31 protein-coding genes are annotated in these 25,872 nt (G+C 58.5%); 22 read left to right on the plus strand and 9 right to left on the minus strand.

Annotation, left to right across the window (positions count from 1 at the left end):
• Window positions 1-33: 33 nt before the first annotated feature.
• Window positions 34-630 carry a hypothetical protein gene (locus ACFWW2_RS21245; protein WP_393931588.1) on the plus strand — a complete coding sequence of 199 codons (597 nt, stop codon included), beginning with the start codon at window positions 34-36 and terminating at the stop codon, window positions 628-630.
• Here the strand turns inward: ACFWW2_RS21245 and ACFWW2_RS21250 are convergent.
• From ACFWW2_RS21250 to ACFWW2_RS21260, 3 genes are all read right to left on the minus strand, one after another.
• A complete protein-coding gene (locus ACFWW2_RS21250) occupies window positions 591-1,259 on the minus strand; it encodes a DUF2306 domain-containing protein (protein ID WP_393931590.1) in 669 nt (222 codons plus the stop codon). The two genes, ACFWW2_RS21245 and ACFWW2_RS21250, sit on opposite strands and share 40 nt — an antisense overlap.
• Before the next feature lie 70 nt (window positions 1,260-1,329).
• On the minus strand, window positions 1,330-1,770 hold the full coding sequence (locus ACFWW2_RS21255; RefSeq protein WP_393931592.1) for a hypothetical protein: 441 nt from the start codon (window positions 1,768-1,770) through the stop codon (window positions 1,330-1,332).
• Complete coding sequence (locus tag ACFWW2_RS21260; protein WP_393931594.1) at window positions 1,767-1,964, minus strand: hypothetical protein; 198 nt, start codon at window positions 1,962-1,964, stop codon at window positions 1,767-1,769. Before ACFWW2_RS21260 ends, ACFWW2_RS21255 begins: the two co-directional genes overlap by 4 nt.
• 166 nt (window positions 1,965-2,130) lie before the next feature.
• Between ACFWW2_RS21260 and mgrA the strand changes: the two genes are divergently transcribed.
• From mgrA to ACFWW2_RS21290, 6 genes are all read left to right on the plus strand, one after another.
• Window positions 2,131-3,186, plus strand: coding sequence for an L-glyceraldehyde 3-phosphate reductase (gene mgrA, locus ACFWW2_RS21265; RefSeq protein ID WP_393931596.1), 1,056 nt, complete (start codon window positions 2,131-2,133; stop codon window positions 3,184-3,186).
• Window positions 3,183-4,769: a glycoside hydrolase family 43 protein gene (locus tag ACFWW2_RS21270; protein ID WP_393931598.1), complete on the plus strand. Its 1,587-nt coding sequence runs from the start codon at window positions 3,183-3,185 to the stop codon at window positions 4,767-4,769. The genes mgrA and ACFWW2_RS21270 overlap by 4 nt, the downstream gene beginning before the upstream one ends.
• A gap of 27 nt (window positions 4,770-4,796) precedes the next feature.
• A complete protein-coding gene (locus tag ACFWW2_RS21275) occupies window positions 4,797-5,615 on the plus strand; it encodes a TolB family protein (RefSeq protein WP_393931600.1) in 819 nt (272 codons plus the stop codon).
• A gap of 61 nt (window positions 5,616-5,676) precedes the next feature.
• Window positions 5,677-6,270, plus strand: a complete 594-nt coding sequence (locus ACFWW2_RS21280; protein ID WP_393931602.1) for a nicotinate-nucleotide adenylyltransferase — start codon at window positions 5,677-5,679, stop codon at window positions 6,268-6,270.
• Complete coding sequence (gene dacB, locus ACFWW2_RS21285; protein WP_393931604.1) at window positions 6,270-7,733, plus strand: D-alanyl-D-alanine carboxypeptidase/D-alanyl-D-alanine-endopeptidase; 1,464 nt, start codon at window positions 6,270-6,272, stop codon at window positions 7,731-7,733. Before ACFWW2_RS21280 ends, dacB begins: the two co-directional genes overlap by 1 nt.
• 95 nt (window positions 7,734-7,828) lie before the next feature.
• Entirely contained in the window at window positions 7,829-8,128 is a 300-nt protein-coding gene (locus tag ACFWW2_RS21290) for a hypothetical protein (RefSeq protein ID WP_393931606.1), read from the plus strand.
• A 52-nt stretch (window positions 8,129-8,180) separates the two neighbouring features.
• On the opposite strand, the gene ACFWW2_RS21295 is transcribed toward ACFWW2_RS21290, so the two are convergent.
• The 3 genes from ACFWW2_RS21295 to ACFWW2_RS21305 all read right to left on the minus strand — a co-directional run bounded on the left by ACFWW2_RS21295 (window position 8,181) and on the right by ACFWW2_RS21305 (window position 10,215).
• Window positions 8,181-9,455, minus strand: a complete 1,275-nt coding sequence (locus ACFWW2_RS21295) for a DUF2330 domain-containing protein (protein WP_393931608.1) — start codon at window positions 9,453-9,455, stop codon at window positions 8,181-8,183.
• 67 nt (window positions 9,456-9,522) lie between these two features.
• The gene (locus ACFWW2_RS21300; RefSeq protein ID WP_393931610.1) at window positions 9,523-9,705 is read right to left on the minus strand and encodes a PLDc N-terminal domain-containing protein; all 183 of its coding nucleotides are present in this window, start codon (window positions 9,703-9,705) and stop codon (window positions 9,523-9,525) included.
• 90 nt (window positions 9,706-9,795) lie between these two features.
• Window positions 9,796-10,215: a tellurite resistance TerB family protein gene (locus ACFWW2_RS21305; RefSeq protein WP_393931612.1), complete on the minus strand. Its 420-nt coding sequence runs from the start codon at window positions 10,213-10,215 to the stop codon at window positions 9,796-9,798.
• A gap of 108 nt (window positions 10,216-10,323) precedes the next feature.
• Between ACFWW2_RS21305 and ACFWW2_RS21310 the strand changes: the two genes are divergently transcribed.
• The 8 genes from ACFWW2_RS21310 to ACFWW2_RS21345 all read left to right on the plus strand — a co-directional run bounded on the left by ACFWW2_RS21310 (window position 10,324) and on the right by ACFWW2_RS21345 (window position 18,636).
• Entirely contained in the window at window positions 10,324-11,892 is a 1,569-nt protein-coding gene (locus tag ACFWW2_RS21310) for a lysine--tRNA ligase (RefSeq protein ID WP_393931614.1), read from the plus strand.
• A gap of 22 nt (window positions 11,893-11,914) precedes the next feature.
• Window positions 11,915-12,259: a hypothetical protein gene (locus ACFWW2_RS21315; RefSeq protein WP_393931616.1), complete on the plus strand. Its 345-nt coding sequence runs from the start codon at window positions 11,915-11,917 to the stop codon at window positions 12,257-12,259.
• Between the two features lie 52 nt (window positions 12,260-12,311).
• A complete protein-coding gene (locus tag ACFWW2_RS21320; RefSeq protein WP_393931618.1) occupies window positions 12,312-12,716 on the plus strand; it encodes a DUF4864 domain-containing protein in 405 nt (134 codons plus the stop codon).
• Window positions 12,717-12,899: 183 nt separating this feature from the next.
• Window positions 12,900-14,534, plus strand: a complete 1,635-nt coding sequence (locus tag ACFWW2_RS21325; RefSeq protein ID WP_393931620.1) for a substrate-binding domain-containing protein — start codon at window positions 12,900-12,902, stop codon at window positions 14,532-14,534.
• Window positions 14,535-14,719: 185 nt separating this feature from the next.
• Window positions 14,720-17,011, plus strand: a complete 2,292-nt coding sequence (locus ACFWW2_RS21330; protein WP_393931867.1) for a glycosyl hydrolase family 28-related protein — start codon at window positions 14,720-14,722, stop codon at window positions 17,009-17,011.
• Between the two features lie 155 nt (window positions 17,012-17,166).
• Window positions 17,167-18,006, plus strand: coding sequence for an urease accessory protein UreD (locus ACFWW2_RS21335; RefSeq protein ID WP_393931622.1), 840 nt, complete (start codon window positions 17,167-17,169; stop codon window positions 18,004-18,006).
• 3 nt (window positions 18,007-18,009) lie between these two features.
• Window positions 18,010-18,312, plus strand: coding sequence for an urease subunit gamma (locus ACFWW2_RS21340; protein ID WP_393931624.1), 303 nt, complete (start codon window positions 18,010-18,012; stop codon window positions 18,310-18,312).
• A gap of 18 nt (window positions 18,313-18,330) precedes the next feature.
• Window positions 18,331-18,636: an urease subunit beta gene (locus ACFWW2_RS21345; protein ID WP_393931626.1), complete on the plus strand. Its 306-nt coding sequence runs from the start codon at window positions 18,331-18,333 to the stop codon at window positions 18,634-18,636.
• A 203-nt stretch (window positions 18,637-18,839) separates the two neighbouring features.
• Here ACFWW2_RS21345 and ACFWW2_RS21350 read toward each other — a convergent pair whose 3' ends face one another.
• Window positions 18,840-19,499, minus strand: coding sequence for a hypothetical protein (locus ACFWW2_RS21350; RefSeq protein WP_393931628.1), 660 nt, complete (start codon window positions 19,497-19,499; stop codon window positions 18,840-18,842).
• A 61-nt stretch (window positions 19,500-19,560) separates the two neighbouring features.
• On the opposite strand from ACFWW2_RS21350, the gene ureC reads away from it, so the two are divergent.
• The 7 genes from ureC to ureG all read left to right on the plus strand — a co-directional run bounded on the left by ureC (window position 19,561) and on the right by ureG (window position 24,499).
• Complete coding sequence (ureC, locus tag ACFWW2_RS21355; RefSeq protein WP_393931630.1) at window positions 19,561-21,321, plus strand: urease subunit alpha; 1,761 nt, start codon at window positions 19,561-19,563, stop codon at window positions 21,319-21,321.
• A 120-nt stretch (window positions 21,322-21,441) separates the two neighbouring features.
• On the plus strand, window positions 21,442-21,666 hold the full coding sequence (locus ACFWW2_RS21360; protein WP_393931632.1) for a DUF1127 domain-containing protein: 225 nt from the start codon (window positions 21,442-21,444) through the stop codon (window positions 21,664-21,666).
• 135 nt (window positions 21,667-21,801) lie between these two features.
• Window positions 21,802-22,395: a hypothetical protein gene (locus ACFWW2_RS21365; RefSeq protein ID WP_393931634.1), complete on the plus strand. Its 594-nt coding sequence runs from the start codon at window positions 21,802-21,804 to the stop codon at window positions 22,393-22,395.
• A gap of 4 nt (window positions 22,396-22,399) precedes the next feature.
• Window positions 22,400-22,855 carry an urease accessory protein UreE gene (locus ACFWW2_RS21370; RefSeq protein ID WP_393931636.1) on the plus strand — a complete coding sequence of 152 codons (456 nt, stop codon included), beginning with the start codon at window positions 22,400-22,402 and terminating at the stop codon, window positions 22,853-22,855.
• Complete coding sequence (locus ACFWW2_RS21375) at window positions 22,848-23,483, plus strand: urease accessory protein UreF (RefSeq protein WP_393931638.1); 636 nt, start codon at window positions 22,848-22,850, stop codon at window positions 23,481-23,483. Before ACFWW2_RS21370 ends, ACFWW2_RS21375 begins: the two co-directional genes overlap by 8 nt.
• Complete coding sequence (locus ACFWW2_RS21380; protein ID WP_393931640.1) at window positions 23,480-23,887, plus strand: DUF3995 domain-containing protein; 408 nt, start codon at window positions 23,480-23,482, stop codon at window positions 23,885-23,887. Before ACFWW2_RS21375 ends, ACFWW2_RS21380 begins: the two co-directional genes overlap by 4 nt.
• 3 nt (window positions 23,888-23,890) lie before the next feature.
• On the plus strand, window positions 23,891-24,499 hold the full coding sequence (gene ureG / locus ACFWW2_RS21385; protein ID WP_393931642.1) for an urease accessory protein UreG: 609 nt from the start codon (window positions 23,891-23,893) through the stop codon (window positions 24,497-24,499).
• Here ureG and ACFWW2_RS21390 read toward each other — a convergent pair.
• Together ACFWW2_RS21390 and ACFWW2_RS21395 are read right to left on the minus strand one after the other, a co-directional pair.
• Window positions 24,496-25,161, minus strand: coding sequence for a hypothetical protein (locus tag ACFWW2_RS21390; RefSeq protein ID WP_393931644.1), 666 nt, complete (start codon window positions 25,159-25,161; stop codon window positions 24,496-24,498). The two genes, ureG and ACFWW2_RS21390, sit on opposite strands and share 4 nt — an antisense overlap.
• 64 nt (window positions 25,162-25,225) lie before the next feature.
• The gene (locus ACFWW2_RS21395) at window positions 25,226-25,690 is read right to left on the minus strand and encodes a YdcF family protein (protein ID WP_393931646.1); all 465 of its coding nucleotides are present in this window, start codon (window positions 25,688-25,690) and stop codon (window positions 25,226-25,228) included.
• Window positions 25,691-25,872: the final 182 nt, after the last annotated feature.

Here is a 25,872-nt window from a genome sequence, read left to right on the forward strand (position 1 = left end):
ATGCGCTGTTCTGTCGCCGAAGGAGGGCTGATCATGGGGCGTGAAGATGTGGCGGTATGCCACTGGCAAGGTGATGTGGCTGAGGTGCGGCTGCATCTGGACAGTAAGGAATTGACCTTGCGCGGTGATATTCGCGCGGCGATTGCTCGTGAAGTAATGCGGGAGGTGACGCTTTGTGAAGTGGGAGTGCGGGTCGCGACGGATGCGGGTGACCTGTTGATGGAGTTTGCGGAGGTTGAGGCGGCGCGCTGGCAGAAGGCGTTGCTGAAGACGCCGCCGACACTGGCGCAGAAGCTGGGCGTGTCACCGGAGGCCCCGGTTTTTGTGCTTGGCCAGTTGGATGATCCGGCGTTGGCAGAAGCCTTGGCCGGGGCTGTTGTTGATGATTTGGCGCAGGCAGCACTGCTATTGGCGGTGATTTTGGTGGATGCTGACCTGGTCGCGGCCTCGGAACTGGCGCTCGCCCATCCGGGTAAACATATCTGGATGGTCTATCGCAAGGGCAAGGCGGCCGTTGTCGGGGATACAGCCGTGCGGACGCAGATGCGTGGTCTGGGCTTTGTTGACAGCAAATCCTGTGCTGTGTCCGATCAGTTGACAGCCACCCGGTATCGTCTGCGCGACAAATAGATTTCGACAGCAATCAGATAGGGCAGATAGAATGCGAAATTCTGTGCCAGATCGAAGGCACCGGTGAATTCAGGGTTGGACCAGAGCCCGCCAGTGATCAGATACCACAGCCCGTAATGCACCCGATAAAGCCATGATGCGATGGCCAGCCAGAAAAGCCGCAACGCCCATGCATTGTGTTGGTTGATCCGCCGCGCGCGTGCATGTCGATATGTCTGTATTGCCGCCAGCAGCGTGAGCGTGCCGTAAAGCGTGAAGCCGATATCCATCGGTGTTCCACCGATCGTGCCCCGCAGGCCGATGTAAATCAGCCCGCCGATTGCCGTGATCACGGCGGCGGCGGTGATGATCCGCCCTGACCAGCGGTGCAGGCGCGGGAACCGGCGACGCAGCGGTGCGATTAACTGGAACGGAGCCAGCACGGTGATCAGCGCCCCGGTGCCCATATGAGTGAATATGGCGAGATTGGCGCTGAGATTGTCGGAGCGGATATAGTGCGGCTCTGGCAGTGCATTGCGCAGCCCGCCTTGCGCGAAATCCAGTGAATATAGCCCGAAAGGGAGTGCCAGCAGCGCCACTAGCAGGAGCGCTGTTGTCTGGGCGATGCTGGGCCAATTGCGGGTTTGCATGACCAGAGAATAGGGTTACGCCCTACGATCTCAACCGGTGGATGGGTCAAGACCCATCTTACGATGCCGTTTATGTTGCACCTTGCCCGGGCTGCACCGGGGCGTGGTCATTTGTGATGACATCACAGGCCACACAGGCGCTGGCCCCGCATTGGCTATACCATTGGCAGGTCTTGCGGATCGGGCAGGGTGGCAGGATTTCGGCGATATCCGTCATCGTGTTTTCAAGCTGTTCAAGCACGCGGGTAATTGTTGCGCAGCCGCCATCCTGCCAGTTGTCGCAATTCTTGGTCGGGCAGGGTGAGGCAAATCGCATCCGCTGTTCCGGCGGCCCGACTTCGCGGGCCTGTGCGACAAAGGCGTCATCGACCGCCATCGCAGTCCGCAGGTTTTTAATACGCCCGTTGGGGGCCTTGAAACCCAGAAGGATCGCGCCGGGTTCGCAAGCCGCATTGGGGCAGGTGGGCACCGCCAGCGCGGTGGTCGGGTCGGTTGGCTGGATCTGTGTCATATCCGGCGTCCGTCCAGACTTTGGCTCCAGATCGCTTCCTGCCGCCGGATCCGGTCAAAACGCGGATCCAACGTCGCGCGGCGCCACGCTTGTATTGATGCGACTGTGGTCCGTTTTTCGGATTTGGTCGGCTGAGGGTTATAGGTCCTTTCGAACGCCGGCAGCGGGCCGGTTTCAACGGAAATATGTGCCATGAGGCACCTCCTTTCAAAATGTCTTTGGTCGCTGAAAATACAATGCGACAGTAACACCATAGCACATGGTTTGGGATTTGTCTGGGTCTGGATTTCCGCACCGTCTGGTTGACATCCTCTTTGCTCCATGGTGCCGTGTTCCGTAAACGTTATAGGAGAGCCTGCCATGACCTATGTACCTGCTGAAAATCGCTATGACCGTATGGTCTACCGCCGGTGTGGTATGTCCGGTGTCAGGCTGCCTGCGGTATCATTGGGGCTGTGGCACAACTTTGGCCACGACACCCCGCATGAGACCAAGCGCGCGATCTGCCGAACGGCGTTTGATCATGGCATCACCCATTTTGATCTGGCCAACAATTATGGCCCGCCGCCGGGATCGGCTGAGCATGCGTTTGGCTCTATCCTGACCGAGGATTTTGCGGGGTATCGCGACGAACTGATCATCAGCTCCAAGGCGGGCTATGATATGTGGCCCGGCCCTTATGGCGAGTGGGGTAGCCGAAAATATCTGGTCGCCTCTTGCGATCAATCACTCAAGCGGATGGGGCTGGATTACGTCGATATCTTCTATTCGCATCGGTTCGATCCGGATACGCCGCTGGAGGAAACCATGGGCGCGCTGGATTACATCGTGCGGTCGGGGCGTGCGCTTTATGCTGGTATTTCGTCCTACAACTCGGAGCGTACGCGGGAGGCAGTGGCGATCTTGAAGGATCTGGGCACGCCCTGTCTGATCCATCAGCCATCCTACAATATGCTGAACCGATGGGTGGAGCGGGATGGGCTGAAGGAGACTTTGACGGAGCTCGGCGTGGGTTCGATTGCCTTTACGCCGCTGGCGCAGGGGATGCTGACCAAGAAATATTTGGGCGGTATTCCGGAAGGGAGCCGGGCCAGCCAGGATAAGTCCCTGTTTCCATCGATGCTGACGGACCAGGCGATTGAGAATATCCGCAAACTGAATGAGATTGCCGAAGGACGCGGGCAAACCTTGGCGCAGATGGCGATTGCCTGGGTTTTGCGCGATGGCGGGATCACAACGGCGCTGATTGGCGCATCGAAACCGTCTCAGGTTATTGATTGCGCGGGTGCTGTCGCGAATCTTGAGTTCAGCGCGGAGGAGCTGGCGCTGATTGATCAATATGCCGATGAAGAACAGATCAATTTATGGGCGCAATCGGCAGAGCAGGATAAGGGTGGAGCGGATCGTAAAAAATGATCCGCAACCCGATCCTGCCGGGGTTTAACCCTGATCCGTCGATTTGCCGGGTGGGCGAGGATTACTACATCGCGACCTCGACATTTGAATGGTATCCGGGGGTTCAAATTCATCATTCCCGTGATCTGGTGAATTGGAACCTGGTCGCCCGTCCGCTGAACCGTGCCGTGCTGCTGGATATGCGAGGTAATCCAGACAGTTGCGGTATCTGGGCACCGTGCCTGTCCTATGCCGATGGTTTGTTCTGGCTGGTGTATACGGATGTGAAACGGCTGGATGGTGCGTTCAAGGATGCGCCGAATTACATCACGACTTGCGAGACGATTGATGGAGAGTGGTCGGACCCGGGGTATGTGAACAGCTCAGGTTTTGATCCGTCGCTGTTTCATGATGATGACGGTCGCAAGTGGTTTGTGAATATGCGCTGGAACCATCGTGGGCTGGGAACCGGTGTGAACCCGGCCCATGATGCGTTTGATGGCATTCTAATGCAGGAATGGTCGCCGGAGCGCGGGTTGTTTGGCCCGGTCAGGAATATCTATTCTGGCACGAAGCGCGGACTGACTGAGGCGCCGCACTTGTTCAAGCGGAACGGGTATTACTATCTGACTACGGCCGAAGGGGGCACGGGGTATGAGCATGCTGTGTCGCTGGCCCGGTCGCGCGATATCTGGGGCCCCTACGAGGATCACCCTGATTTGCATGTGATCTGTGCCGCCGGGTCGGATGGACCGGTGCAACGGACGGGGCATGGTCAATATGTCGAGACTCATTGGGGTGCCCATTATCATACGTTTCTGATGGGGCGTCCTTTGCCCGGCCCGTTTTGCCCGATGGGTCGCGAGACCGGGATCGAGGAGGTCGAATGGCGCGACGACTGGCTATATCCGAAAGCCGGCGGGATGGTCGCGCGCGAGGCGGTGCCTGCACCGGTTGATGTGGAGCCTGTCGCCCCACAGCCTGCGCGCCGATCACTGGGTGGAGCACTGCCGCCGGAGTTTCAGTGGCTACGCACGCCGCAGCCTGACCGGATTTTTCGGGAGGAGGCAGATGCGCTGGTGCTGATCGGTCGTGAGAGTATCGGCAGCTGGTTTGAGCAGGCTTTGGTGGCGCGCAGGCAGGAGCACTTCACCTATGCCGCCGAGACCGCGGTGACTTTTGCGCCGGAGACCTATCAGCAGGCGGCAGGGCTGACGACCTACTACAACCGGCACAAGTTTCATGCGGTTTTGGTGAGTCATGAGGTTGGCACGGGGCGTGTCCTAACCCTGATGTCTTGCCCCGGTGACTGGCCAGAGGGCGCGCTGACCTTTCCCGCTGATCCGGTGGCGTTGGATGATGGGCCGGTCGAATTGCGCGTCACCGTTGATCGGGCGCGGCAGCAATTCTGGTATCGCCAGGCGGGTGATTGGTTGGCGATTGGGCCGGAGTTGGATGCAAGCGTCATCTCTGACGAGGGTGGGCGTGGCGAGCATGCTTCATTCACCGGCGCCTTTGTCGGGATGGTGGCGTTTGATCTGACCGGGCAAGGGCGCGAGGCGCGGTTTTCCCGGTTTGACTATCTGCCGGGGGCGATGGGTTGAAAACCCATCTTACGGTGAGGGTCCGTTATGCGCAGTCAGTTATGCATCTTTGATTTGGAGCGCGGCGCGGCGGAGGTGCTGCTGGATCAGGATGGCCATATCGAAGCGCCGAACTGGCATCCGGATGGCTATCTGATTGTGAACGGGCAAGGGCGGCTGTTTTCCGTGCCGCTGGATGCGCCGGAACTGCAGCCCATCGACACCGGGTTTGCCGTGCAGTGCAACAATGATCACGGTATTTCGCCTGATGGTGAGCGGCTGGTGATCAGTGATCGCAGCCGGACTGAGGGGAGTTGCATTTATACCTTGCCGGTAGGTGGCGGGGAACCTGAGCGGGTGACGGAGGCGATCCCGTCCTACTGGCATGGCTGGTCACCGGATGGGACGATGCTGGCCTATGTGGGGCGTCGTGGCGAGCGGTTTGTCTTGCTGACATGCCCCGTGGCCGGTGGGGCTGAGACCGTCGTGACCGACGCGTTTGATCATGTGGATGGGCCCGAATACACGCCGGATGGTGAATGGATCTGGTTTAATGGCGAACGTTGTGGCGTGGTTGATCTGTGGCGTATTCGCCCTGACGGGACCGATTTGCAGCGGATGACGGAGGATGCACTGGTCAACTGGTTCCCGCATCCATCGTCGGACGGGGCACATGTTTTGTATCTGGCCTATCCAGAAGGGACTGTTGGGCATCCCGCCGGATTGGATGTGGCGCTGCGCCTGATGCCTGCCGGTGGCGGCGCGGCCAGAGAGTTGATCCGCCTGCATGGCGGTCAGGGGACAATCAACGTGCCCTGCTGGTCAGCGGACAGCCGCCGCTTTGCATTCATGCGCTTTGTGACCTGACAGGGGTTTACTTTTTGCGCTGCAATCTGCTTTTTGCCCCTAGGGGGCTGAAGGAGATGGTGTGCGCGGATTTCCGGTGGCAAAGGCGGGACAGGTCATTGGCCTGTTGGGGGGATCGTTTGATCCGCCACATGCGGGCCATGTGCATATCACCAAAGCAGCGTTGAAGCGGTTTGGGCTGGATCATGTCTGGTGGCTGGTCAGCCCCGGCAATCCGCTGAAGGCTGATGGCCCTGCGCCGCTGGTGCAGCGGATGCAGGCGGCGCGGGCGATGATGCGTCATCCACGGGTGCGCGTCACCGATCTGGAGGCCCGTCTGGGCACGCGATACACCGCGCAGACCTTGGCGGCATTGCGCATGCGCTATCCCGGCGTGCGCTTTGTCTGGCTGATGGGAGCAGATAACTTGGCACAGTTTCATAGATGGCAGGACTGGCGCTGGATCATGGAAACCGTGCCAATTGGCGTGCTGGCGCGTCCGGGTGACCGCATCTCGGCTCGGGTATCCAAGGCGGCGCGTGTCTATGCGCGGGCGAAACTGCCCAAACAGGCGGCGCATGTCTTGGGGCGGAAGGCGGCACCGGCGTGGTCATTCGTGAACCTACCGTTGTCCGATCAATCATCAACGGCGATCCGTGCGCGGGGGGAGTGGTGATGCCGGTGACACGCAGAGCGATGTTGGGCGGTGTGTTGTCGTCGATGGCGACCGCGGCCTTGGCCGACGCGCCGCTGACATCTATCCGGCCGCGCGCACGCCTTACTGAGTATGCCGCCGCGCAGATCATCAGGCAGTCCGGATTATCGGGAACCGTAGGATGCGTTTTGGCCAATACCGCCACGGGAGAGGTTTTGGAGGCGGTCGCCCCGGATCTGCCGCAGCCCCCGGCAAGTGTCGCAAAAGCATTCACCAGTCTTTATGCGATTGAGGCCCTTGGCCCCGCGCACCGGTTTGAAACCCGCATTTTTGCAGACGGTCCGGTCAGAGACGGTGTTCTGGATGGCAATCTGGTGCTGGTCGGTGGTGGTGATCCCAACCTCGTCACCGATCATCTGGCAGAACTGGCAAAGCGTTTGAAAGATGCCGGTCTGCGCGAGGTGAAGGGTGGTTTTCAGGTATGGGACAACGCGCTGGTTAATCTTGATGAGATCGACAGCGCCCAGTTGGATCATCTGGGATACAATCCGACGATTACGGGACTGAACCTGAATTACAACCGCGTGCATTTCGAATGGAAGCGGGCGGATGGGGAATACACCACCGCGGTGGACGCCCGCAGTCAGAATTACCGCCCGGCGGTGACGGTGGCCCGGGTGCAGGTGGTTGATCGCACCTCGCCAGTGTTCACCTACCGTGCGGCCGAGGGTGTGGATGAATGGACGGTGGCCCGGCGGGCGTTGAACAATGGCGGGTCGCGCTGGTTGCCAGTGCGCAACCCGGCCCTTTATGCCGGTGAGGTGTTTGCGACCTTTGCCCGGTCGCATGGGATCGTGCTGAAACGGCCAGAGGAGGTTGCGGCGCTTCCGGATGGTCAGGTGCTGGCCACCTTTCACAGTGATCCCTTGCAGCAAATGATGCACGGGATGATGCGGTTTTCGACCAATATCACGGCCGAAGCGGCTGGGTTGTCGGCGACGGCTGCATTGACCGGCCAGCAGCGGGGATTGCGCACATCGGCGCTGGGCATGGCGCGTTGGGCGGATGGCCGTGCGGGCATTGCCCCCTATTTTGTCGATCATTCCGGGCTTGGCGATGCCTCGCGTGTGACAGCGGCGGATATGGTGCGGTTTTTGACTGCTGAGCGTGTCGCCCCGACCTTGCGCCCGTTGATGAAGCGGGTCGATTTGGTCGATCAGAACCGCCAGATCATCCGTGACGCGGCCTGGCAGGTCGTTGCCAAAACCGGCACGCTGAATTTCGTTTCCAGCCTTGCGGGTTATATCCGGACGGCAGACGGGCAGGATCTGGCGTTTGCGTTCTTTGGTGCTGATCTGGAGGCACGCGAACGTGGCAAGAACGCGGGTGGCGAGGCACCCGCTGGTGCGTCACGCTGGAACCGGCAGGCGAAGGCGTTGCAGCAGCGTATCCTGCGGCATTGGATCCGCGCCGGGTCGGGTTAGCTTTGGAATTTTTCGGGAACTTTCTTTGGGGTTGGCTGTTGTGCCTGCAAGATCAAGCTATGGCAACGCCGTAGCACCAACTAAAGGAGAACGTTATGAAAACCGGACTTACAATTGCGGGTGTTGTTGCTGTTGCGGCTGCAGGTCTTTTTGCATTCTACATGGTCGATATTGATCAAACCGAAGAGGCGCGCCTGCCAGATGTGGACGTGACCGTCGAGGGCGGCCAGATGCCTGAGTTTGATGCCGATGTGGGCAGCATTCAGATGGGTGAAACGGAAATGGAAGTCGAAGTGCCACAGGTTGAGGTGACCACCACTACCGAAACGGTGTCGGTCCCCACGCTGTCGGTGACGCCACCGGCCGACGACAATCCGGCTGACGAAAACGGCTGATACCGACCAGTTTGAATTGCTGAAGGCCCCCTTTTATCGGGGGCCTTTTTCTTTAACGGAATCGGGCCGGGACGCTTGCGCTGATCAGCCGGTCGATATCTGATTGCCGCCAGTTGGTGAGTTCGCGCAGGGCCAGCGCATCGGCGCGGATTTCATCCCGCTTGCGTGCCAGGTAAGCCTGCCCAGCTTCGCAGGTCAGTTCGCCTTCGAACGGTTGGTTCATGATGTAGCGCCCTTGGAAGTTGCTGTTGTCATCGGTGACGCGAAACATCAGATCCTCTGGAAATTCGTCGCGGTCATACTGGATGTGCAGACGTGTGACGAAGACATCTTCGCTGGGGTTGGATTTGGCGCTTTTGACCCAGACGGCGCCCAGATCGCGCAATTCGTGGATATTGAGCGGGTCAGCGGCGCAGGGATCGCACCAGCCCATGTCCCAGGCGTATTCGGTCATTACCGTGTTGGGTGCCGCATTTTTGGCGAACATGTCGCGGTAGAACTGGCCGAACATATCCTCAACGAAGGTTGGGACGGTGACGTCGCTGGGAATCCGTGCGTTCGGGTAATTCTCAGCCTCGACCCGACCTTCGCGTGTCAGCATCAGCATCAGCAAATCCTGAGTGCCGGTCGAATTGATCTTGCCCAGTTGCAGCGGCAACATGAAATTCGGTGATCGGAACGAGATCTGCAAGGGGCGTAAATCTTGCGATTGGCCCTGTGCATGGCGTTCGAGGTTCACGCGGGCGACGAAGAATTTCATGTCCATGGCGATATAGCCCGCCAGCGTGTCTTCGGCCCCGTCAGGGATGGTGTAGCTTTCCTGCCGCAGATACGTGATCAGCCCGTCAGATTGCTGTGCCGAAAGGATCACGATGTCGTATTCGCCAACGCTGTATTCAGCCTCGACCCGGACGCCAAGTGCTGCACGGCCACGGCGGGGTGTGGACGGTGCCGCATTTTCTACTGGCGCTGCCATTACGGCGGGAGATTCGAACACCATCTGCGGGGCGCAAGGATCGTAATCAAAGTATTCCACAAGACGCGGGGCGGTGTAGTTTTCCAGATGCGCCACTGCTGCGGGATCGACGGTGCGGATCTGTTTTTCTTCCAGCACGTTGGGTGTTGGCACGATCATCGCGAATTCGGAGGTTGGTCCGGTATAGTCAGAGGCCATCGTGATACGTGACCGGTAGCCGTCGCGCACAAATACGACCTTGGAGGCGGTGTTATAGAGTTCGCCATCATCCTGGGCGACGTAGAAGCCGCAGAAGGCTGCGGCCTGGCTTGCCCAGCATATGGTAAGGCTGATGATGAATGATCTTAGCATGAATGCCTCCCTTGAATTATCATCCAAGGGTTGCAGGTTTCACGGCCGGGTCAAGGGCTGGCGGTGATTAGGCGGCCTTTTTTGTCCGCGGACCCGCGACTACCCAAATAATAAATCCAATGACTGGCAAAACCAGGATCAGGAGCGTCCAGACAGTTTTGTTCACTGTGGTTTCTGCCGAAGTGACAACCTGCAAAATGGCATAGGCGGCACAGGCAAGGGCGATGATGCTGATAATGGTGACTGGCATAATTCTCTCTTCTCTCGGCTTTTGTGAGTATTGGTGTTTAGGCTACATCTGAACTATGTTCAAATTTTGGCGAATACGGGTGTGGTGCTGTCAGAGTGTCATATGTCGTGCTCTGGCGCCACGTTCGATTGCGGCGGCATGCAGCCTGTCCAGTTCAAGCTCATCACGGATTTCTTCGAGCATGCGCGATTCAGGACCGACGATCTTGCCATCAGCTGCCGCCACATCGCAGGAGAGGGCATAGGCGGTTTCATACAGTTTTTCAGGCAGCGCATCACGGATCAGGCCAAAAAGGGCCTCGAGCCCGTCTTCCTGCTCCAGAAGATCAAATACCATTTGTGATATCCGCGGCAGCCGTTCGGAATCGTATCCCGCGAAGACAGGCAGGTTGTTGATGGCATTGCTCATCTTGACCAATTCAGACGTGCTGATGTTTTCGTCAGAGGCGGAAACCGCAATCATCAGGGCGGCGAGTGAATCCTGGGCCGTCATCGGGGCGTCTTCGATCATGCTGTATCCTTTGGTTGTACGTCCCATTTATTGACGCTGGACCGTTGCCGCAATAGGGAGTGCGCGGTGTTGTCGCCATTGGGGTGACGATTTGAAGTGAGAGATATCATGAGCAATCTGCGTGACGCGGCGATGACGTCGAAGGCCTGGCCCTTTGAAGAGGCGCGCGCATTGCTGAAAAGGTATGAAAAGAAGGACCCAGAAAAGGGGTATGTGCTGTTCGAGACCGGCTATGGCCCGTCCGGTCTGCCCCATATCGGGACCTTTGGTGAGGTGCTGCGCACCACCATGATCCGCCGCGCGTTCGAGGTCATTTCGGATATCCCGACCAAGCTGATCTGTTTTTCCGACGATCTGGACGGGATGCGCAAGGTGCCGGGCAATGTGCCGAACCCAGAGGCGTTGGCCGCGCATATGCAAAAGCCGCTGACATCAGTGCCTGATCCGTTTGGCACGCATGAAAGCTTTGGCGATCACAACAATGCCATGCTGCGCCGGTTTCTGGATACTTTCGGGTTTGAGTACGAGTTCTATTCGGCCCGTGAGTTCTACAAATCCGGCCAATTTGATGAGGTGCTTCTGCGCGCCGTTGCCCGTTACGATGACGTCATGGCAGTAATGCTGAAATCGCTGCGCGAGGAGCGTCGCGAGACCTATTCTGTTTTCCTGCCCATCCATCCTGAAACGGGCCGTGTTCTGTATGTGCCGATGAAGCATGTGGATGCTGAAAAGGGCGAAGTCACGTTTGACGATGAAGATGGCCGCGAATGGACGCTGCCGGTAACGGGTGGCAATGTGAAATTGCAGTGGAAGCCCGATTTTGGGGCTCGCTGGGCAGCGCTTGATGTCGATTTTGAGATGTATGGTAAGGAACACGCCACCAACACTGCCATCTATGACCGCATTTGCGAGATTCTGGGTGGGCGTAAGCCGAACCATTTCTCGTACGAATTGTTCCTGGATGAAAAAGGCCAGAAGATTTCGAAATCATCCGGTAATGGGATTTCGATTGACGAATGGCTGACCTATGCCGCGACTGAAAGCCTGAGTTATTTCATGTATCTCAAGCCGAAGACGGCCAAGCGGATGCATTTTGATGTGATCCCGAAGGCGGTGGATGAGTATCACCAGCAGTTGCGCGCCTATGCCGATCAAGATGCGACAGCCCGGATGAACAACCCGGTGTTCCATATCCACGGCCATAACGTGCCTGCGTCGGATATGGTTGTGCCTTTTGCGATGCTCTTGAACCTCGCCTCCGTTTCAGGGGCCGAGGATAAGGAGACCCTTTGGGGTTTCATTCAGCGTTATGCGCCAGAGGCGTCGGCGGAGAAGAACCCGCAGATGGATCAGGCAGCGGGGTTCGCTGTGCGTTATTACAATGACTTTGTGAAGCCGACCAAGGTTTATCGCGCCCCGACCGATCAGGAGCGAGCGGCCATGGAGGATCTGGTCACGCGTCTGAAGGCCTGGGATGGTGGTCTGGATGCGGAGGAGTTGCAGACAATGGTGTTTTCCGTCGGTAAGGATCACGGATTTGAGCCGTTGCGAGCCTGGTTCACGGCACTTTATGAAGTGTTGCTTGGGGCCAGTCAGGGGCCACGGTTTGGTGGTTTCATCGCGCTTTATGGCGTGGATGAAACGGTCGCCCTGATCGAAGCGCGTTTGGCGGAATAGCCGGGTTACGGTATTGTGGGTCATGGACCGCGATGCCGTCATTGCAATCTATGATCGCCTGATCGCCGGGCATGAGGGTCTTGCCCGAAAGGGCAAGGCCAGCGCTTATACGGCGGTGAATGGCAATATGTTCAGCTTTGTTGGCCCGGACGGCGAGATGTGTATCCGGCTGTCGAAAGACGACATCGCGACCTATGGCGCGGACTATCCGAATGATCCGGTCATCCGTTACAACAGCGTGATGAACGGGTATGTCGCGGTGCCGGACGCGTTGTTGCAAAACGAGCTCGTGTTGGCCGATTGGTTTGGCAAATCTGTTGCTTTTGCCGGTACCCTGAAACCTAAACCGACAAAGAAAAAGAACTGATCGACGGTTTGGCGCGTATTCATATTGTGTATGGATTTGATTGGAGGCAGGGATGCGCCGGATTTTTGCAGGGTTTTTGGGGATTTGGATGTCGGTGACGGCGTTACTCGCGCAGGATGGCGATGCGATCGAGACGGTCATCGGCAATCAGCTGCAGGCCTTTAATGACCGTGATCTGCAGGAGGCCTGGAGCTATGCCAGCCCGAATATCAAGCGGCTGTTTGGGACGCCTGACAACTTTGGTGTGATGGTCGAGCGCGGCTATCCGATGGTCTGGGACAATACGGATGTACAGTTTCTTGAATTGCTCGAGGTGAATGGCGGGCAGATACAGAAGGTGATGATCCGAGACGCTAGCGGCACCTTGCACACATTGCTGTATCAGATGATCGAAACGCCACGCGGCTGGCAGATAAACGGTGTTCAGCTCTTGCCCGGTGCGCAGCTGGGTGCATGACTGATAACCTAACTAAAGTGATAGTGCTGCCCGTAGTGCTTGGCTGAGATATTGGTGGGAATTCAAGGAGTTGGCGCAAATGTGTCGGTCGCGGAAAGACATGACACAATCTTGACATGTTTCTGACGAAATTCGGCGACATTGAATCGCTTGCTGGGCGGTTTGAACAGTTAGTGAGTGATAATGGTTATAAAGAATTTTGCAGTCGGCGCGCGTCGTGGGATTTCCCTGACGGGCGCTTTTTTATGTGTGATGGGTGTTTTTGGCGCGACGGCGGTGCAAGCACAACAAACCGCTCCGGTTCAGTTGGAAGCTACCGACGGATCGATGTCGATCACCGGGAACCTGCTGAGTTTCGATAATGACATCTATGTGGTCGAAACGGTTGAGTTGGGTGTTTTGCGGATCAAAGCGGAAAGTGTGACCTGCACGGGCCTGGTATGCCCGGCGCCTGAAGAGTTTGGCCCCGAGTTTGGCATCTATGGATCGCGGACTGTTGGCACGACTCTGATACCGAACCTGTTGCGAGGCTATGCCAGTTCGGTCGGGGCAACTTACGAAATCATACCGACCGACGAGCCTGCTGAACGTATTGTCCGCCTGACAAATGCCGACGGTAGTCTGCGTGCCGAAATTGATCTGCAGACCCGTGGTTCTGGCAGCGCCTTCCCGGCACTTGCTGATGGTGTTGCAGCGATCGGTGTCGCTGACCGCCGCATGAAGGACAGCGATGTTGAAAAGATCGCGGTTGCTGGCATTCCCGACCTGCGAGATACAGCAAACGAAACGGTTCTGGGTGTTGATGGCATCGTCATGATCACCCATCCTGACAATCCGGTGCGCAATCTCAGTTCGTTTGATATTGCGCGCATTTGGTCGGGTGAGATCACCAATTGGCTTGAGTTGGGTGGCGGGAACTATCCGATCACCGTCAATTCCTTTGGCGAGGGTTCCGGTGATCGCGCCGTCATGATGGATGCGCTGGTTCGCCCCAATGGCCGTGATGAAACGGCGCAGGTTACCCGCTGGAGCGCGTATCAGGATCTGGTCGATGCCGTGATGGCCGACCGCGGGGGTATCGGTTTTGTCGGCCGTTGGCTGGCACGGACCAATGACGTGAACCTGCTGGATATCCGCGAGGAGTGTGGGCTGCTATCGCCGCCGACCGATTTCCGGATGAAGATCGAAGGTTATGCCCTGTCGCGTCGCCTGTATGCCTATACAACCCCGGGCCGGATCCATCCCGAAGCGCAGGCGTTCCTTGACTGGACACTGACGAGCGAAGCGCAGCCCTATATCAAGGAAAGCTATTTCGTTGATCGCGAGTTGGAGCGGATGCGTCTGGAAGATATGGGCATGATGCTGGTTCACACCGCCGCGGTCGAACCGGATTTCGATGGCGCACAGTATTCCAACATGATGCAGCAGTTGCGCGGTGCGGATCGCCTGAGCATTTCTTTCCGGTTCAATACCGGGTCAAGTGTGCTTGACGTTGAATCAATCCGCAACATCGAGGAACTGGCCGCCCGAATGGAAGCTGGCGAGTTTGATGGGCTTGAGGTTTTGCTGGTTGGTTTCGCTGACTCGATCGGTGAGCGGACGCGCAACACGGCATTGGCACAAGCGCGTGCCGAAGCCGTTCGCGAAATCCTGGCTCGCGCGTTGGCCCCGGAGACGAGACGGCGCTTGGGCTTGTTGCCGTTGAGCTACGGTGAATTGCTGCCATTGTCATGCAACGATGGCGAGGTCGGCCGCGCCCGCAATCGCCGGGTCGAGGTGTGGCTGCGGTTGCCAAACAGCCGGTCCAACCTGCGCTAGATTACCTGGCACAAATGAATAAGATGAGGGGCGCGGACGATGGTCGGCGCCCCTTTTTTTGTTGTGTTGCATCCACCACCGTCACGGTGCTGTCAGATGCAATTCAGACCTGCGCGATAACTCTTGGGCGACGGTCCTGCGATCTGCGGGACCTGTTTGATCTGGCTGCCAAAGAGGGACCACCGATGAACAAGGCGATTACTGACGGGATTGTATTTAACCCACTGCCCTTTGCGGCGGGTCTGGGGGTGTGGTCGAGCGGGGACGGCACGCCGGGGTCTGACACTTATGCGGTCAGCGGGTCAGGCGTGTTCGTAGCCGCCGATCAGGATTTTGCCGGATGTCTGGAGGTTCTCAAGACAGAACCTGTGACCCGCGTCCGTTACATGGGCGAAACGCCCATCCTGCCCGGTTGCTATCTGCGGGTGACCGCACGCGTCAAAGCCGTGGCCGGACCATTGCCCGCGGTGCGCATATCGGGTTGGTCCGGGCTCGCCGGCGGTGCGCAAGCCACAGGTTTGCCTGAGGCAGGGCCATCAGTGCAGTTGACCACCTATGGTGAGGTTGTTGAGGTGAGCGCAATCATTGCGACCGCAGATCGTAACGGTGTTGATCTGGTCTGGACCGGTGCCAATTACGGTCACTTCGGCATTGACCTGACTGGCCCCAATGGCGGCCTTGTCCGGGTGGACGATATCAAGATTGAGGATGTCAGTGCGGTCTTTACACGCGATCTGGTGGCTCTTGTTGATGTGCGTGATTTCGGTGCCAAGGGGGATGGTACGACGGACGATTCAGCCGCTTTCGATGCGGCGGATGCGGCGGCCAATGGTCGGACAATCATGGTGCCGGCGGGTGTTTATCTGCTGGAAAACAGCGTGACACTGGAAAGCCGGGTGCGGTTTGAGGGCCGGATCGTGCAGGCGCCGGAACACCGGTTCATTCTGCAGCGCGACTATAACTACGAGACTTATGTTGAGGCATTTGAGGACGAAGAGGTTGCCTTTAAGAAGGCATTTCAGGCGCTCATAAATTTTTCGGATCATGAGTCGCTTGATCTGAATGGGCGGCGTATCTCACTGACGGAGCCGGTGGATATGCAGGCGACAGATCCGTCGAAAACGCGGTTTGAAACCCGGCGTGTTATTCGCAATGGCCAGTTTGAACCGGTCAGTGGCGCGGCCTGGGACAGCACTATTGTCACCTCTCAGGCGACTTATGCGGTATCTGACGACCGGCGGCTGACCAACGTCGTCGACATTGCCAATATTCCGGTCGGAGCCTTGGTTGAAGGAAATGGTGTGGGTCGCGAGGTTTACGTTCGCGGCGTCAATGTTGGCAGTCAGACCATTGAGTTGAGCCAGCCGCTTTATGACGCGGAAGGCACCCAGGAATTTACCTTTACCCGTTTCAAATACATGCTGGATTTTTCAGGCTTCAACAAGCTGAGCCAGTTTGTTCTGGATGATATCGAGTTTCAGTGCCGGGGCGTGGCCAGCGGGATCATGATGTCTGCGGATGGGTTTACCTTTCACGTGCGCGACAGTTTCATCAACCGGCCGAAGGATCGGGGCATCACCTCGCCCGGGGTTGGCTGTCAGGGGATGATGATCGATCGTTGCCAGTTGATTTCGGACGAGCAGGCCGTGCCGGTTTCTGATCGCGTCAGCATCGGGTTCAACGCCAACGCCAATGATGTGAAAATCCGCGACAATAGGGTGAGCAAGTTCAAGCATTTCTGTGTGCTTGCGGGAAGCGGCAACCTAATTACGGCGAACCATTGGTTCCATGGCGATGATGAGATCAACGGCCCGCGCAAGGGTGGTATTATCCTTACCGAATTGAACCCAAAAAGTGTGTTCACCGGCAACTATTGCGACAACAACTTCATTGAGTGGACGAATGAGCATTTCAGCTCACCCGCGTTGGGTAATCAATTTTCCTTTGGCGGGCTGACCATCACGGGCAACATTTTCACCACCAATGATGTGGCGACCTGGTTCAATTTCATCGTGATCAAACCTTATGGTCCGGGTCATTACATCAACGGTTTTTCGGTGGTCAGCAATGTATTCCGTTCGCTGAATGGCCGGATCGACCGGGTGGATAATGTGGATACGACCTTTGCCGATCTCGATTTCAACCGCACACGCGGTCTGGAGTTCAGTGGCAACACTTACCACAACGTCAACCAGCCCGCCCAGAACCCGGTGTTCCTGACACATACCCAGGCGACCGAGGCGAGCACATGGACGATGAGCACCGGGACGGTCCTGCCCTTTGGTGGGCGCGCGAAAACGGTTGAAAGTATAGCCCCGATCGGGTCAATCACGGACACCGCTAACAACCGCGTGCATGATTTTCCGTGGGCCGAGGGTGAAAAGGGATCTGATCTGCGCAGTGTGCAGGTCAACTGGTCGCGACCAGTCAAGGGGCGGGTCCGGTTTCAGGTTCGGATGGATCAGCCCGAGATTTGATCTGGTTCGGTTTTTTCAAAGGGCGCTTTTTGGCGCCCTTTTTTTGTGCGGTGCTCGTTTCTTGTGCGGTTTGTTTGTGCTGGGACGCTTTTTGATCTGTGCTCGCTCCCCTTGTTCTGGCCAAGACGCCGCATTCTTTGGCAGCAAAGGCCCAATTGACTGAATGTTGGGCTTTTACCATTACCTACGCTGCGCAAATCCAGAATGTTGAGGCGGCACCGCGCGCCCGCGGGGCCTTGCGGCTTGCCGCCAAGCGGCGCGACGCAGCCACTGTTATTGGTGATCTGCGGCAGGAAGGATCATTAAAGGCGCTGTTTCCTCAGACGGGCGGCGATGCCCTGCAAGCGGTGTTTCTGAACACGGCGGGTGGATTGACCGGTGGCGACCGGATGATGATCGATGTGACCGCCGAAGCGAGCGCGCATGTTGTGATGTCATCGCAAGCGGCTGAACGCGCCTATATGGCACAGCCGGGGCAGGTGGCGCGGACGGAATTGTGTCTGAAGGCCTGCGCAGCTGCCCGCATCGACTGGATCCCGCAAGAGACGATCCTGTTCGAAGGTGCCGCACTGAACCGCCGGTTGAGGGTGGATCTGGCGCAAGATGCAAAAGCCTTGATCGTGGAGACGCTGGTTTTCGGGCGGGCCGCGATGGGTGAAAAACTGCGTGACCTACGCTTTACCGATCAGTGGCGCGTCTATCGCGATGGTCGGTTGGTATTCGCCGATGCGGTGCGTTTGATGGGTGATGCACAGGCATTGCTGCAGCGTCAGGCCATCGGGGGTGATGCCGGGGCGATGGCGACGGTCCTGTTCGCAGGGCCAGGGGCCACGCAGTCATTGCAACTACCCGATACCGTCGGGGTCAGCCGGATCACAGATGATTTGCTGTTGTTACGGTTCCTCGCGGCCGACAGTTTTACGCTGCGCCGCGACCTGATCCCTGTGGTTGAAGCACTGACTGATGCCCCGATGCCCCGTGTCTGGAGACTGTAAGATATGCAACTGACCCCGCGCGAAAAGGACAAGTTGTTGATCGCCATGGCCGCCGAGGTTGCCCGCAAGCGGCTCGCCCGTGGTGTCAGGCTGAACTATCCCGAGGCGATTGCCCTGATCACCGATGCGGTAGTCGAAGGTGCGCGCGATGGCCGGTCCGTGGCCGACATGATGGAGGCAGGGGCGCATGTCATCACCCGCGACCAGGTGATGGACGGGATCGCCGAGATGATCCACGAGGTGCAGGTCGAGGCGACATTCCCCGATGGCACAAAGCTGGTGACGGTCCATGATCCGATCCGTTGAAAAAAGAGGGGGAACCAAATGAAACCGGGTGAAGTGATGGCCGCAGAGGGGGATATTACCTTGAATGCGGGCGCTGAGGTGACCGTGATCGAGGTTGCAAATACCGGGGATCGTCCGGTGCAGATTGGTTCGCATTTTCATTTTGCCGAGACGAATGCGGCGTTGGATTTTGACCGGGACGCTGCGCACGGGATGCGTCTGGATATTGCCGCTGGAACGGCAGTGCGATTCGAACCGGGTCAGCGACGCGAGGTGGCATTGATCCCGATAGCGGGCGCGCGCCGCGTGTTTGGCTTCAATGGCAAGGTCATGGGCGATTTATAGGGGTATTCGGTTTGCTGCGGTGCAGAAAAATGCTGCGACCGCAAAGTATGTAGGGTATAATCGTGCCGTGAGATTTTCCCTTAACCTGAAGGACGAAAGATGACCCCAGCATTCACACTGACCGTTTCTGCCGAAATCCTGCGTGCCTCCAGCGCGGTGATTGGCCAGCAGATGCGCCTGACGCAGACCGTTCTGGACCAGACCTATGTCGCCCAGAAAGCAATGATGCTGCCGTTCTGGAGCGAGGCTGCGCCAGCGGCTTCCCCGAAAAAGGCGGCCAAAGCCAAGCCGGTCGCCAAAAAGGCAGCCCCGGCTAAGAAATCGGCGGTGGCAAAGCCATCAAAATCTGCAGCCAAGTCCCCCGCGCCCAAACCGGTATTGGCAGAGGTTGTCACCAAGCCCGCATCAGTAGCCCCGGTCGCACAGAAGGCAGTGACAAAAGCGCCCACACCGAAAACGACCCCGAAGGTCGCGGCACCCAAGCCGGCCATCGCTGCCAAACCCGTTGAAACAGCACCTGCTGCAAAGGTAGCGGCGAAGCCTGCCCCGACCAAGTCGACAACTGAAGCAGTTGCGCCGAAAGTGGCTGCTGCGAAACCAGCAAAGCCCACGCCTGCCGCAAAACCGGTGACCAAGGTCGCCGCGCCAAAGCCAGCTGTCGCCAAAACCACCGCGAAGGTTGACACGCCAAAGAAAAAGACGGCGAAAAAGTCAGCGCCTGAAAAGACAGCAAGCGCAAAGCCAGCACCGGCCAAAAAGGCCACGACAAAGCCGTCGAAGCCCGTCACGGAAACTGTCGCAACCTCGGCTGCGAAAGCCCCGGCGAAGCCCGCCAAGCCCGCACCAAAATCAAAGAAGATCACTGTGCCTGACGCCCCCTGGAGCGCTGAAAAGGACCCAGCGAAAACCTGACCGGAGAACCATATGCCCGCAACGATCCCTCGCGCTGACTATGCCGCCATGTTTGGCCCCACTGTGGGGGATCGCGTCAGGCTCGCCGATACAGACCTGATCATCGAAGTTGAGCGGGATCTGACTGCGGAACGGGCAGGGACGGCCGCCACTGGCGGGTCTGGCAGCAACGCGTTGCTTTATGGTGAAGAGGTCAAGTTCGGCGGCGGCAAGGTGATCCGCGACGGCATGGGCCAAAGTCAGGTCACAAGGGCCGAGGGGGCCGTTGATACGGTTGTCACCAACGCGCTGATTGTCGACTGGACCGGGATCATCAAGGCCGACGTCGGGCTGAAGGATGGCAGGATTGTCGGGATCGGCAAGGCGGGCAACCCGGACACACAACCCGGCGTCGATATCATCGTCGGGCCGGGGACCGAGGCGATTGCGGGCGAAGGGCGCATCCTGACCGCTGGCGGGATCGACAGCCACATCCATTTCATCTGCCCACAACAGATCGAGGATGCGTTGCATTCCGGCCTGACCACGATGATCGGCGGCGGTACCGGCCCGGCCCACGGAACCCTGGCCACGACCTGCACACCTGGCCCATGGCATATCGGGCGGATGCTGCAGGCCGCGGATGCTTTTGCGATGAACCTGTGTTTTGCGGGCAAGGGGAATGCGTCACTGCCCGCCGCGCTGGAAGAGCAGGTATTGGCCGGGGCGGCCTGCCTGAAACTGCACGAGGATTGGGGCACGACCCCGGCGGCCATCGACAATTGCCTGAACGTGGCGGACGCGATGGATGTGCAGGTGATGATCCACACCGACACTCTGAATGAAAGTGGGTTCGTCGAAAACACGGTTGCCGCGATGAAGGGCCGGACGATCCACGCCTTCCATACCGAGGGCGCGGGCGGCGGTCATGCCCCGGATATCATCAAGATTTGCGGTCAGCCGAACGTCATCCCATCCTCGACCAACCCTACCCGGCCTTTCACCGTCAACACGGTGGATGAACATCTGGATATGTTGATGGTCTGCCATCACCTCGACAAATCGATCCCCGAAGATGTGGCCTTTGCCGAAAGCCGCATCCGGCGTGAAACCATCGCGGCAGAAGATATCCTACACGACATGGGCGCGTTTTCGATCATCGCGTCCGACAGTCAGGCGATGGGCCGCGTGGGCGAGGTGATTATCCGGACCTGGCAGACCGCGCACAAGATGAAGGTGCAGCGCGGGCAGTTGAGCGAGGAGACGGGCGACAACGACAATCTGCGTGTCCGTCGCTACATCGCGAAATACACGATCAACCCGGCGATTGCGCATGGGATTTCGGCGCATGTGGGTTCGGTCGAAACCGGCAAACGTGCCGATCTGGTGCTGTGGAACCCGGCCTTTTTCGGGGTGAAGCCGGAGATGATCCTGATGGGCGGCACGATTGTGGCCGCACAGATGGGTGACCCCAATGCATCGATCCCGACGCCGCAGCCGGTCTATACCCGTCCGATGTTCGGGTCTTACGGGCGGTCTGTCGAACACTCTGCGGTCACGTTCGTGAGTGCTGCCGCGCAGGACATGGGCATCGCCGACAGCCTTGGACTGGCCAAACAGACTTTGCCGGTGGTCAACACGCGGGGCATTGGTAAGAAAGACCTCAAGTTGAACGATGCAATGCCGCAAGTCGAAGTGAACCCCGAAACCTACGAGGTACGGGCCGATGGTGAACTGCTGACCTGCCAGCCTGCGGAAAGCCTGCCCATGGCACAGCGCTATTTCCTTTTCTGACCTAACGTTATCAATGCGCTGGGCGCATAGTCGGAATGCGTCTTCGGCGATTGTTGGACCGCATGTGCCAGACTACATCTGTCGCAGGGAGGAAAGATATTCGCTGAAAAGAGGCACAAAATGGCTTTCCAAACCGACAACACACTGATTTCCAACCGCGAAATGATGATCGAACTGGTGCTGACACCGTTCCGGGCCATTGGTCGCTGGTTCATTTCGCTGGCCGAGAACAATTCGCGCACCCAGGCGCTCCATCAGATCAACAACATGACAGATGCCGATCTGGCTGCCCGCGGTCTGACCCGTGCAGAGGCCGTCAACATGATGTTCCGTCACGACGCCTGAGCGTCGTGAAGCGCTGAAAAAATGGACCTTCGCCAATTGCAATGACATGTGACCGATCAAGTCACTGATAAGTCATTGCAACAGGCGCATGGTGGCGTAATCTGAGGGCCGGAGCAGAAGTGCGGGGGCCCCAGCATGATGATCAGACTTTTTTTGGCTTGCGTTATTGCGACACCGGCCATTGCGTCCTGCCCGGTGGGTGCGGATCTGGCCAGCGGCATCCGTCTGGTGCAGGCGGACGGCACAACGGATGACTACCGCGCCCTGCGTCCCGGCGTGGTCGAGACGATAAGCACCTACACCGATGGCTATGTCGCGCGCACTTTGCTGGGGCAGGGGATTTACGTGCTTGAGGTTGCGGATGTCATCGATGGATCGATTGATCCTTACACTCAGGCGGTCTTTGCCTTTAGGATGGCCGCCGGTGACATGCCACTTCCCGACTCCAACACGCAGATGAAGTTTGGCACGACCGTTCGCGATGGTGGCGGGTTATACCCCGAGAACATCGTAATTGATTGGGGCGATCGCGCCACTGTCACATATGGCAAGTGCAGCTATGCAATGATCCCAGGCACCTTTTCGCATACTAGTGACGATTATGACCATCAGGAAGTTGTGCATTATCTGCCCGAACTGGGGATCAGCGTGCTGCATTCCTATTTCGACGATGAAATGACGGAAGCTGATATTTATCCTGTTGCCGACATCAAGACCATCAGGAACTGACCGGATGACCGCGATTGCCCATCAGATTGTCAGCGGGACCGATGTTGAAACATCGGCCACGGTGCGGCTGACCTATGATGCCCGCATGCTGCGTCGCAAACGGCTGCAGACGGCAGAGGGCGAGGGGTTTCTGGTGGACCTGCCACAAACCACATCCGTGAATGCCGGGGATGCGTTTGCATTGGAGGATGGCCGGCTCATCGGCGTGGCCGCAGCGGACGAGCCGCTGATGAGGGTCACTGGTGATCTGGTGCGGTTGGCCTGGCATGTCGGCAATCGGCACGCGCCATGTGCCATCGAGCCTGATGCGCTTGTCGTGCAGCGTGAAAAGGTCATGCGAGCCATGCTGGAACAATTGGGTGCCACGGTGAGTGATTTCGACGGTCCCTTCACCCCCGAAGGCGGGGCCTATGGCCATGGCCGCACCATGGGTCATGATCACAGTCATTCCCATGCTTGACGATCATCTTCTGACCCTGACGCAATGGCTGTCGCCATCCTATCCTGTCGGCGCCTTTGCATGGTCACATGGTTTGGAACGCGCCGTAAGTCGCGGGGATGTCACAGATTCCGCAAGCTTAGCCGACTGGCTAAGTGCTGTATTAACCCATGGGGCAGGCCGGTCTGATGCTATCCTGCTGTGTGTCGCACATGGGGCAGAGGATGTGACAGAGGTCGCAGAGCTCGCTGCTGCCCTTGCCCCATCGCGCGAACGGCGAGAAGAAACCTTGCAGCAAGGCGCGGCCTTTGCGGCAACGACCCGTGCGGGCTGGGGCCTTGATCTGCCTGATATGGCTTACCCGGTTGCAGTTGGCCGGGCTGCTGGTTTGATCGGGCTCGACGCGCGGCCTGTTGTGCAACTCTGGCTTCAGGCCTTTGTCAGCAATCTGGTGCAGGCCGCGACCCGTCTGATGCCGCTGGGCCAGACCGAGGGGCAGCGTATTCTGGCGGGTCTGTCACCGGTGTGCATTGAAACGGGGGCAGAGGCATTGACCGCGACGCTTGACGATATTGGCAGTGCGGCCTTTGCTGTCGATATCGCTTCAATGCAGCATGAAACACATTATCCGCGGATTTTCAGGTCATGATCCTGTCCAGCTTCATTGTGATCGTGCTGCTTGGCGTGGCCTTGGTTCATGCGCTGTGGGGCTTTGGCGTCTGGGTGCCGATCCGGAACGAAGAGTCGCTGGCGAAGGCGGTGGTCGGCGCGCGCGGTGTCACGCGGATGCCGGGGCCGATCCCGTGTTTTCTGGTGGCTGGCGGGCTGAGCCTGCTGGCTGCGGCGGTTCTGTTCCTGCCGCAGGGCAGCCTGCGTACCGTCTTGTTCATGGGGGCAACGGCGGTATTTCTGGCCCGCGGCGCGCTGGCCTATCTGAAGAAATGGCGCCTGATGACGCCGGAGGAACCCTTTGCCACGTTGGACCGCCGCGTCTATGGCCCGCTCTGCCTGGCCCTTGGCATCGCGTTCATCATTCTTAATCTGGGAAGCTGATCAATGTCACCGAACGGACCATTGCGTGTGGGAATTGGCGGGCCTGTCGGGGCCGGGAAAACCACGCTGACCGCTGCCCTTGCACGCGCGCTGAAGGAACAGGTCAGCCTTGGGGTCATCACCAACGATATCTACACGCAAGAGGACGCAGAGGCGTTGATGCGTATGCAGATCCTGCCAGCCGACCGGGTGATGGGCGTCGAAACCGGGGGTTGCCCGCATACGGCGATCCGCGAGGATGCGTCGATCAATCTGGCCGCTGTGGCCGAGATGCGTGGGCGGCATGACGATCTGGAATTGGTGCTGATCGAAAGCGGGGGCGACAATCTGTCGGCCACGTTCAGCCCGGAACTGGCCGATGTCACCGTCTATGTCATCGACGTGGCTGCGGGCGAAGAGATCCCGCGCAAAGGCGGCCCGGCGATCACCCGGTCCGATATTCTGGTGATCAACAAAACCGATCTGGCCCCGCATGTGGGTGCGTCGCTGGATGTGATGGCGCGGGATGCGGCGCGGATGCGTGGTGACCTGCCGGTCGTATTCGCCAGTCTGCGCCATGGCGACGGGGTGGATGAGGTCATCCGCCTTTTGCGCGAGGTTGGCGGGCTTTAGAACGTCTGCCATAGCCCGACACGCAAGGCACCCGGATCATCCCCGTTCAGCGGCTGGATCGCGCCAAATGTGATGCGCATGCCATCCATGACACTGAAAACCACAGCGGTTTCGATCTTTCTGTAGTCCGCATCATCCTTGGTCCTGCCGGTCTGGAGTTGGAACATAACCGTCCAGCGATCCGTCAGTTTATGCCCCCAGGTGAAATCAGCCTTGGGAATGAACAATTCCGTCGTGCGGTTGTAGGTGGCGCTGGTGTCGACCGCCAGCCAGCCATTTTCCAGACCGCGGCCCCAGGACAGGCCGCCGCGCACCAGCGGTGTGGGGTCTTCGAACGGCAGGATTTCCGCCCCAAAGGCCAGACTGGCGGCAAAGCGGTCCGTCCCCGTTGTATCCCCCAGCGGGATGCGGGCAAAAACGAACCCGGTCTGGACCGTGTCCCGTTCGGTTGTGAAGTATTCCGCACCCAGCGTGACAAGCGGTGTCAGCCCATATTCGGCATAGAACGTGGGATCGTAATACATCGGGTCATCGATGTCTTCGAACAGGGTGACATTGCTGGCAGAGGCGATGAAAAACTGCCCTTCTTCGCGGGCCCACGCCCCGGAATGGGCCATGTTTGCCACCATCGTCAGCCACACTGAAACCAGAAAAACCCGCATGAACTCATCCGTTTGAACGGGGACCATCTTTCTGCTGGATGAGTTAATTACAGGTTAAGATGTGTTAACCGTCGCGCGGCAGGCGGCGCAGTTTCAGGGCGTAGGCGGGGCGGGCCAGCGCCTCGCGTAGATGTTGTTTCAGGGGGATATGGGGCGTCTTTGGTGCGGAAAGTTCGGCCTGCAATTGCAGGTGCCGCGCCACCATCAGGGCGCGCCGGCCGTGATAGTGATCGGTGACGATGATGATCCGCGGACCGGGCAGAAGCTGTTTGGCGTTGCGTATGTTTTCCAGCGTTGTCGTCGATTGGTCCTCGGGCCGGATTGCAGATGCGGGTATATCGGCGTCGATCAAAAGCTGTTGCATCACGGCCGCTTCGCTGGGCGGATGCCGGCCCAATCCACCACAGGGGATGATCAACGGCGCGCGGCCTGCATGCCACAGGCGCGCAGCATGGGCCGTGCGCCGCCGCAATGTGGGTGACGGGCCGTCCTGCCAGACAGCAGCACCGAGGATCAGGATTGCGTCCATCTGGCGATCTAAGCGGGCCGCAAACCGAAAGGAAAGGGGTGTCAATTCGTTGACGGGACCACCGACCCTGACGCGCCAGGATTGACAAACTCTGGCCTGACACTTTTAGCCGACTTGGATTCCGCTGCAATCTGCCCATGATAAGCGATGGAGGAGGCCGACGCACTTGCGCGGCCCGAACG

It is taken from the genome of Yoonia sp. R2-816 (assembly GCF_046762905.1).
Taxonomy (GTDB): Bacteria; Pseudomonadota; Alphaproteobacteria; order Rhodobacterales; family Rhodobacteraceae; genus Yoonia.

Coding starts and splice junctions, on each gene's coding strand:
- ureG (WP_393931642.1), top strand. CDS start 23,891: ATGTCACCGAACGGACCATTGCGTGTGGGAATTGGCGGGCCTGTCGGG.
- ACFWW2_RS21255 (WP_393931592.1), bottom strand. CDS start 1,770: ATGACACAGATCCAGCCAACCGACCCGACCACCGCGCTGGCGGTGCCC.
- ACFWW2_RS21345 (WP_393931626.1), top strand. CDS start 18,331: ATGAAACCGGGTGAAGTGATGGCCGCAGAGGGGGATATTACCTTGAAT.
- ACFWW2_RS21395 (WP_393931646.1), bottom strand. CDS start 25,690: ATGGACGCAATCCTGATCCTCGGTGCTGCTGTCTGGCAGGACGGCCCG.
- ACFWW2_RS21305 (WP_393931612.1), bottom strand. CDS start 10,215: ATGATCGAAGACGCCCCGATGACGGCCCAGGATTCACTCGCCGCCCTG.
- ACFWW2_RS21390 (WP_393931644.1), bottom strand. CDS start 25,161: ATGCGGGTTTTTCTGGTTTCAGTGTGGCTGACGATGGTGGCAAACATG.
- dacB (WP_393931604.1), top strand. CDS start 6,270: ATGCCGGTGACACGCAGAGCGATGTTGGGCGGTGTGTTGTCGTCGATG.
- ACFWW2_RS21245 (WP_393931588.1), top strand. CDS start 34: ATGGGGCGTGAAGATGTGGCGGTATGCCACTGGCAAGGTGATGTGGCT.
- ACFWW2_RS21340 (WP_393931624.1), top strand. CDS start 18,010: ATGCAACTGACCCCGCGCGAAAAGGACAAGTTGTTGATCGCCATGGCC.
- ACFWW2_RS21250 (WP_393931590.1), bottom strand. CDS start 1,259: ATGCAAACCCGCAATTGGCCCAGCATCGCCCAGACAACAGCGCTCCTG.
- ACFWW2_RS21320 (WP_393931618.1), top strand. CDS start 12,312: ATGCGCCGGATTTTTGCAGGGTTTTTGGGGATTTGGATGTCGGTGACG.
- ureC (WP_393931630.1), top strand. CDS start 19,561: ATGCCCGCAACGATCCCTCGCGCTGACTATGCCGCCATGTTTGGCCCC.
- ACFWW2_RS21325 (WP_393931620.1), top strand. CDS start 12,900: ATGGTTATAAAGAATTTTGCAGTCGGCGCGCGTCGTGGGATTTCCCTG.
- ACFWW2_RS21300 (WP_393931610.1), bottom strand. CDS start 9,705: ATGCCAGTCACCATTATCAGCATCATCGCCCTTGCCTGTGCCGCCTAT.
- ACFWW2_RS21375 (WP_393931638.1), top strand. CDS start 22,848: ATGCTTGACGATCATCTTCTGACCCTGACGCAATGGCTGTCGCCATCC.
- ACFWW2_RS21260 (WP_393931594.1), bottom strand. CDS start 1,964: ATGGCACATATTTCCGTTGAAACCGGCCCGCTGCCGGCGTTCGAAAGG.
- mgrA (WP_393931596.1), top strand. CDS start 2,131: ATGACCTATGTACCTGCTGAAAATCGCTATGACCGTATGGTCTACCGC.
- ACFWW2_RS21360 (WP_393931632.1), top strand. CDS start 21,442: ATGGCTTTCCAAACCGACAACACACTGATTTCCAACCGCGAAATGATG.
- ACFWW2_RS21365 (WP_393931634.1), top strand. CDS start 21,802: ATGATGATCAGACTTTTTTTGGCTTGCGTTATTGCGACACCGGCCATT.
- ACFWW2_RS21310 (WP_393931614.1), top strand. CDS start 10,324: ATGAGCAATCTGCGTGACGCGGCGATGACGTCGAAGGCCTGGCCCTTT.
- ACFWW2_RS21270 (WP_393931598.1), top strand. CDS start 3,183: ATGATCCGCAACCCGATCCTGCCGGGGTTTAACCCTGATCCGTCGATT.
- ACFWW2_RS21370 (WP_393931636.1), top strand. CDS start 22,400: ATGACCGCGATTGCCCATCAGATTGTCAGCGGGACCGATGTTGAAACA.
- ACFWW2_RS21290 (WP_393931606.1), top strand. CDS start 7,829: ATGAAAACCGGACTTACAATTGCGGGTGTTGTTGCTGTTGCGGCTGCA.
- ACFWW2_RS21330 (WP_393931867.1), top strand. CDS start 14,720: ATGAACAAGGCGATTACTGACGGGATTGTATTTAACCCACTGCCCTTT.
- ACFWW2_RS21295 (WP_393931608.1), bottom strand. CDS start 9,455: ATGCTAAGATCATTCATCATCAGCCTTACCATATGCTGGGCAAGCCAG.
- ACFWW2_RS21275 (WP_393931600.1), top strand. CDS start 4,797: ATGCGCAGTCAGTTATGCATCTTTGATTTGGAGCGCGGCGCGGCGGAG.
- ACFWW2_RS21380 (WP_393931640.1), top strand. CDS start 23,480: ATGATCCTGTCCAGCTTCATTGTGATCGTGCTGCTTGGCGTGGCCTTG.
- ACFWW2_RS21315 (WP_393931616.1), top strand. CDS start 11,915: ATGGACCGCGATGCCGTCATTGCAATCTATGATCGCCTGATCGCCGGG.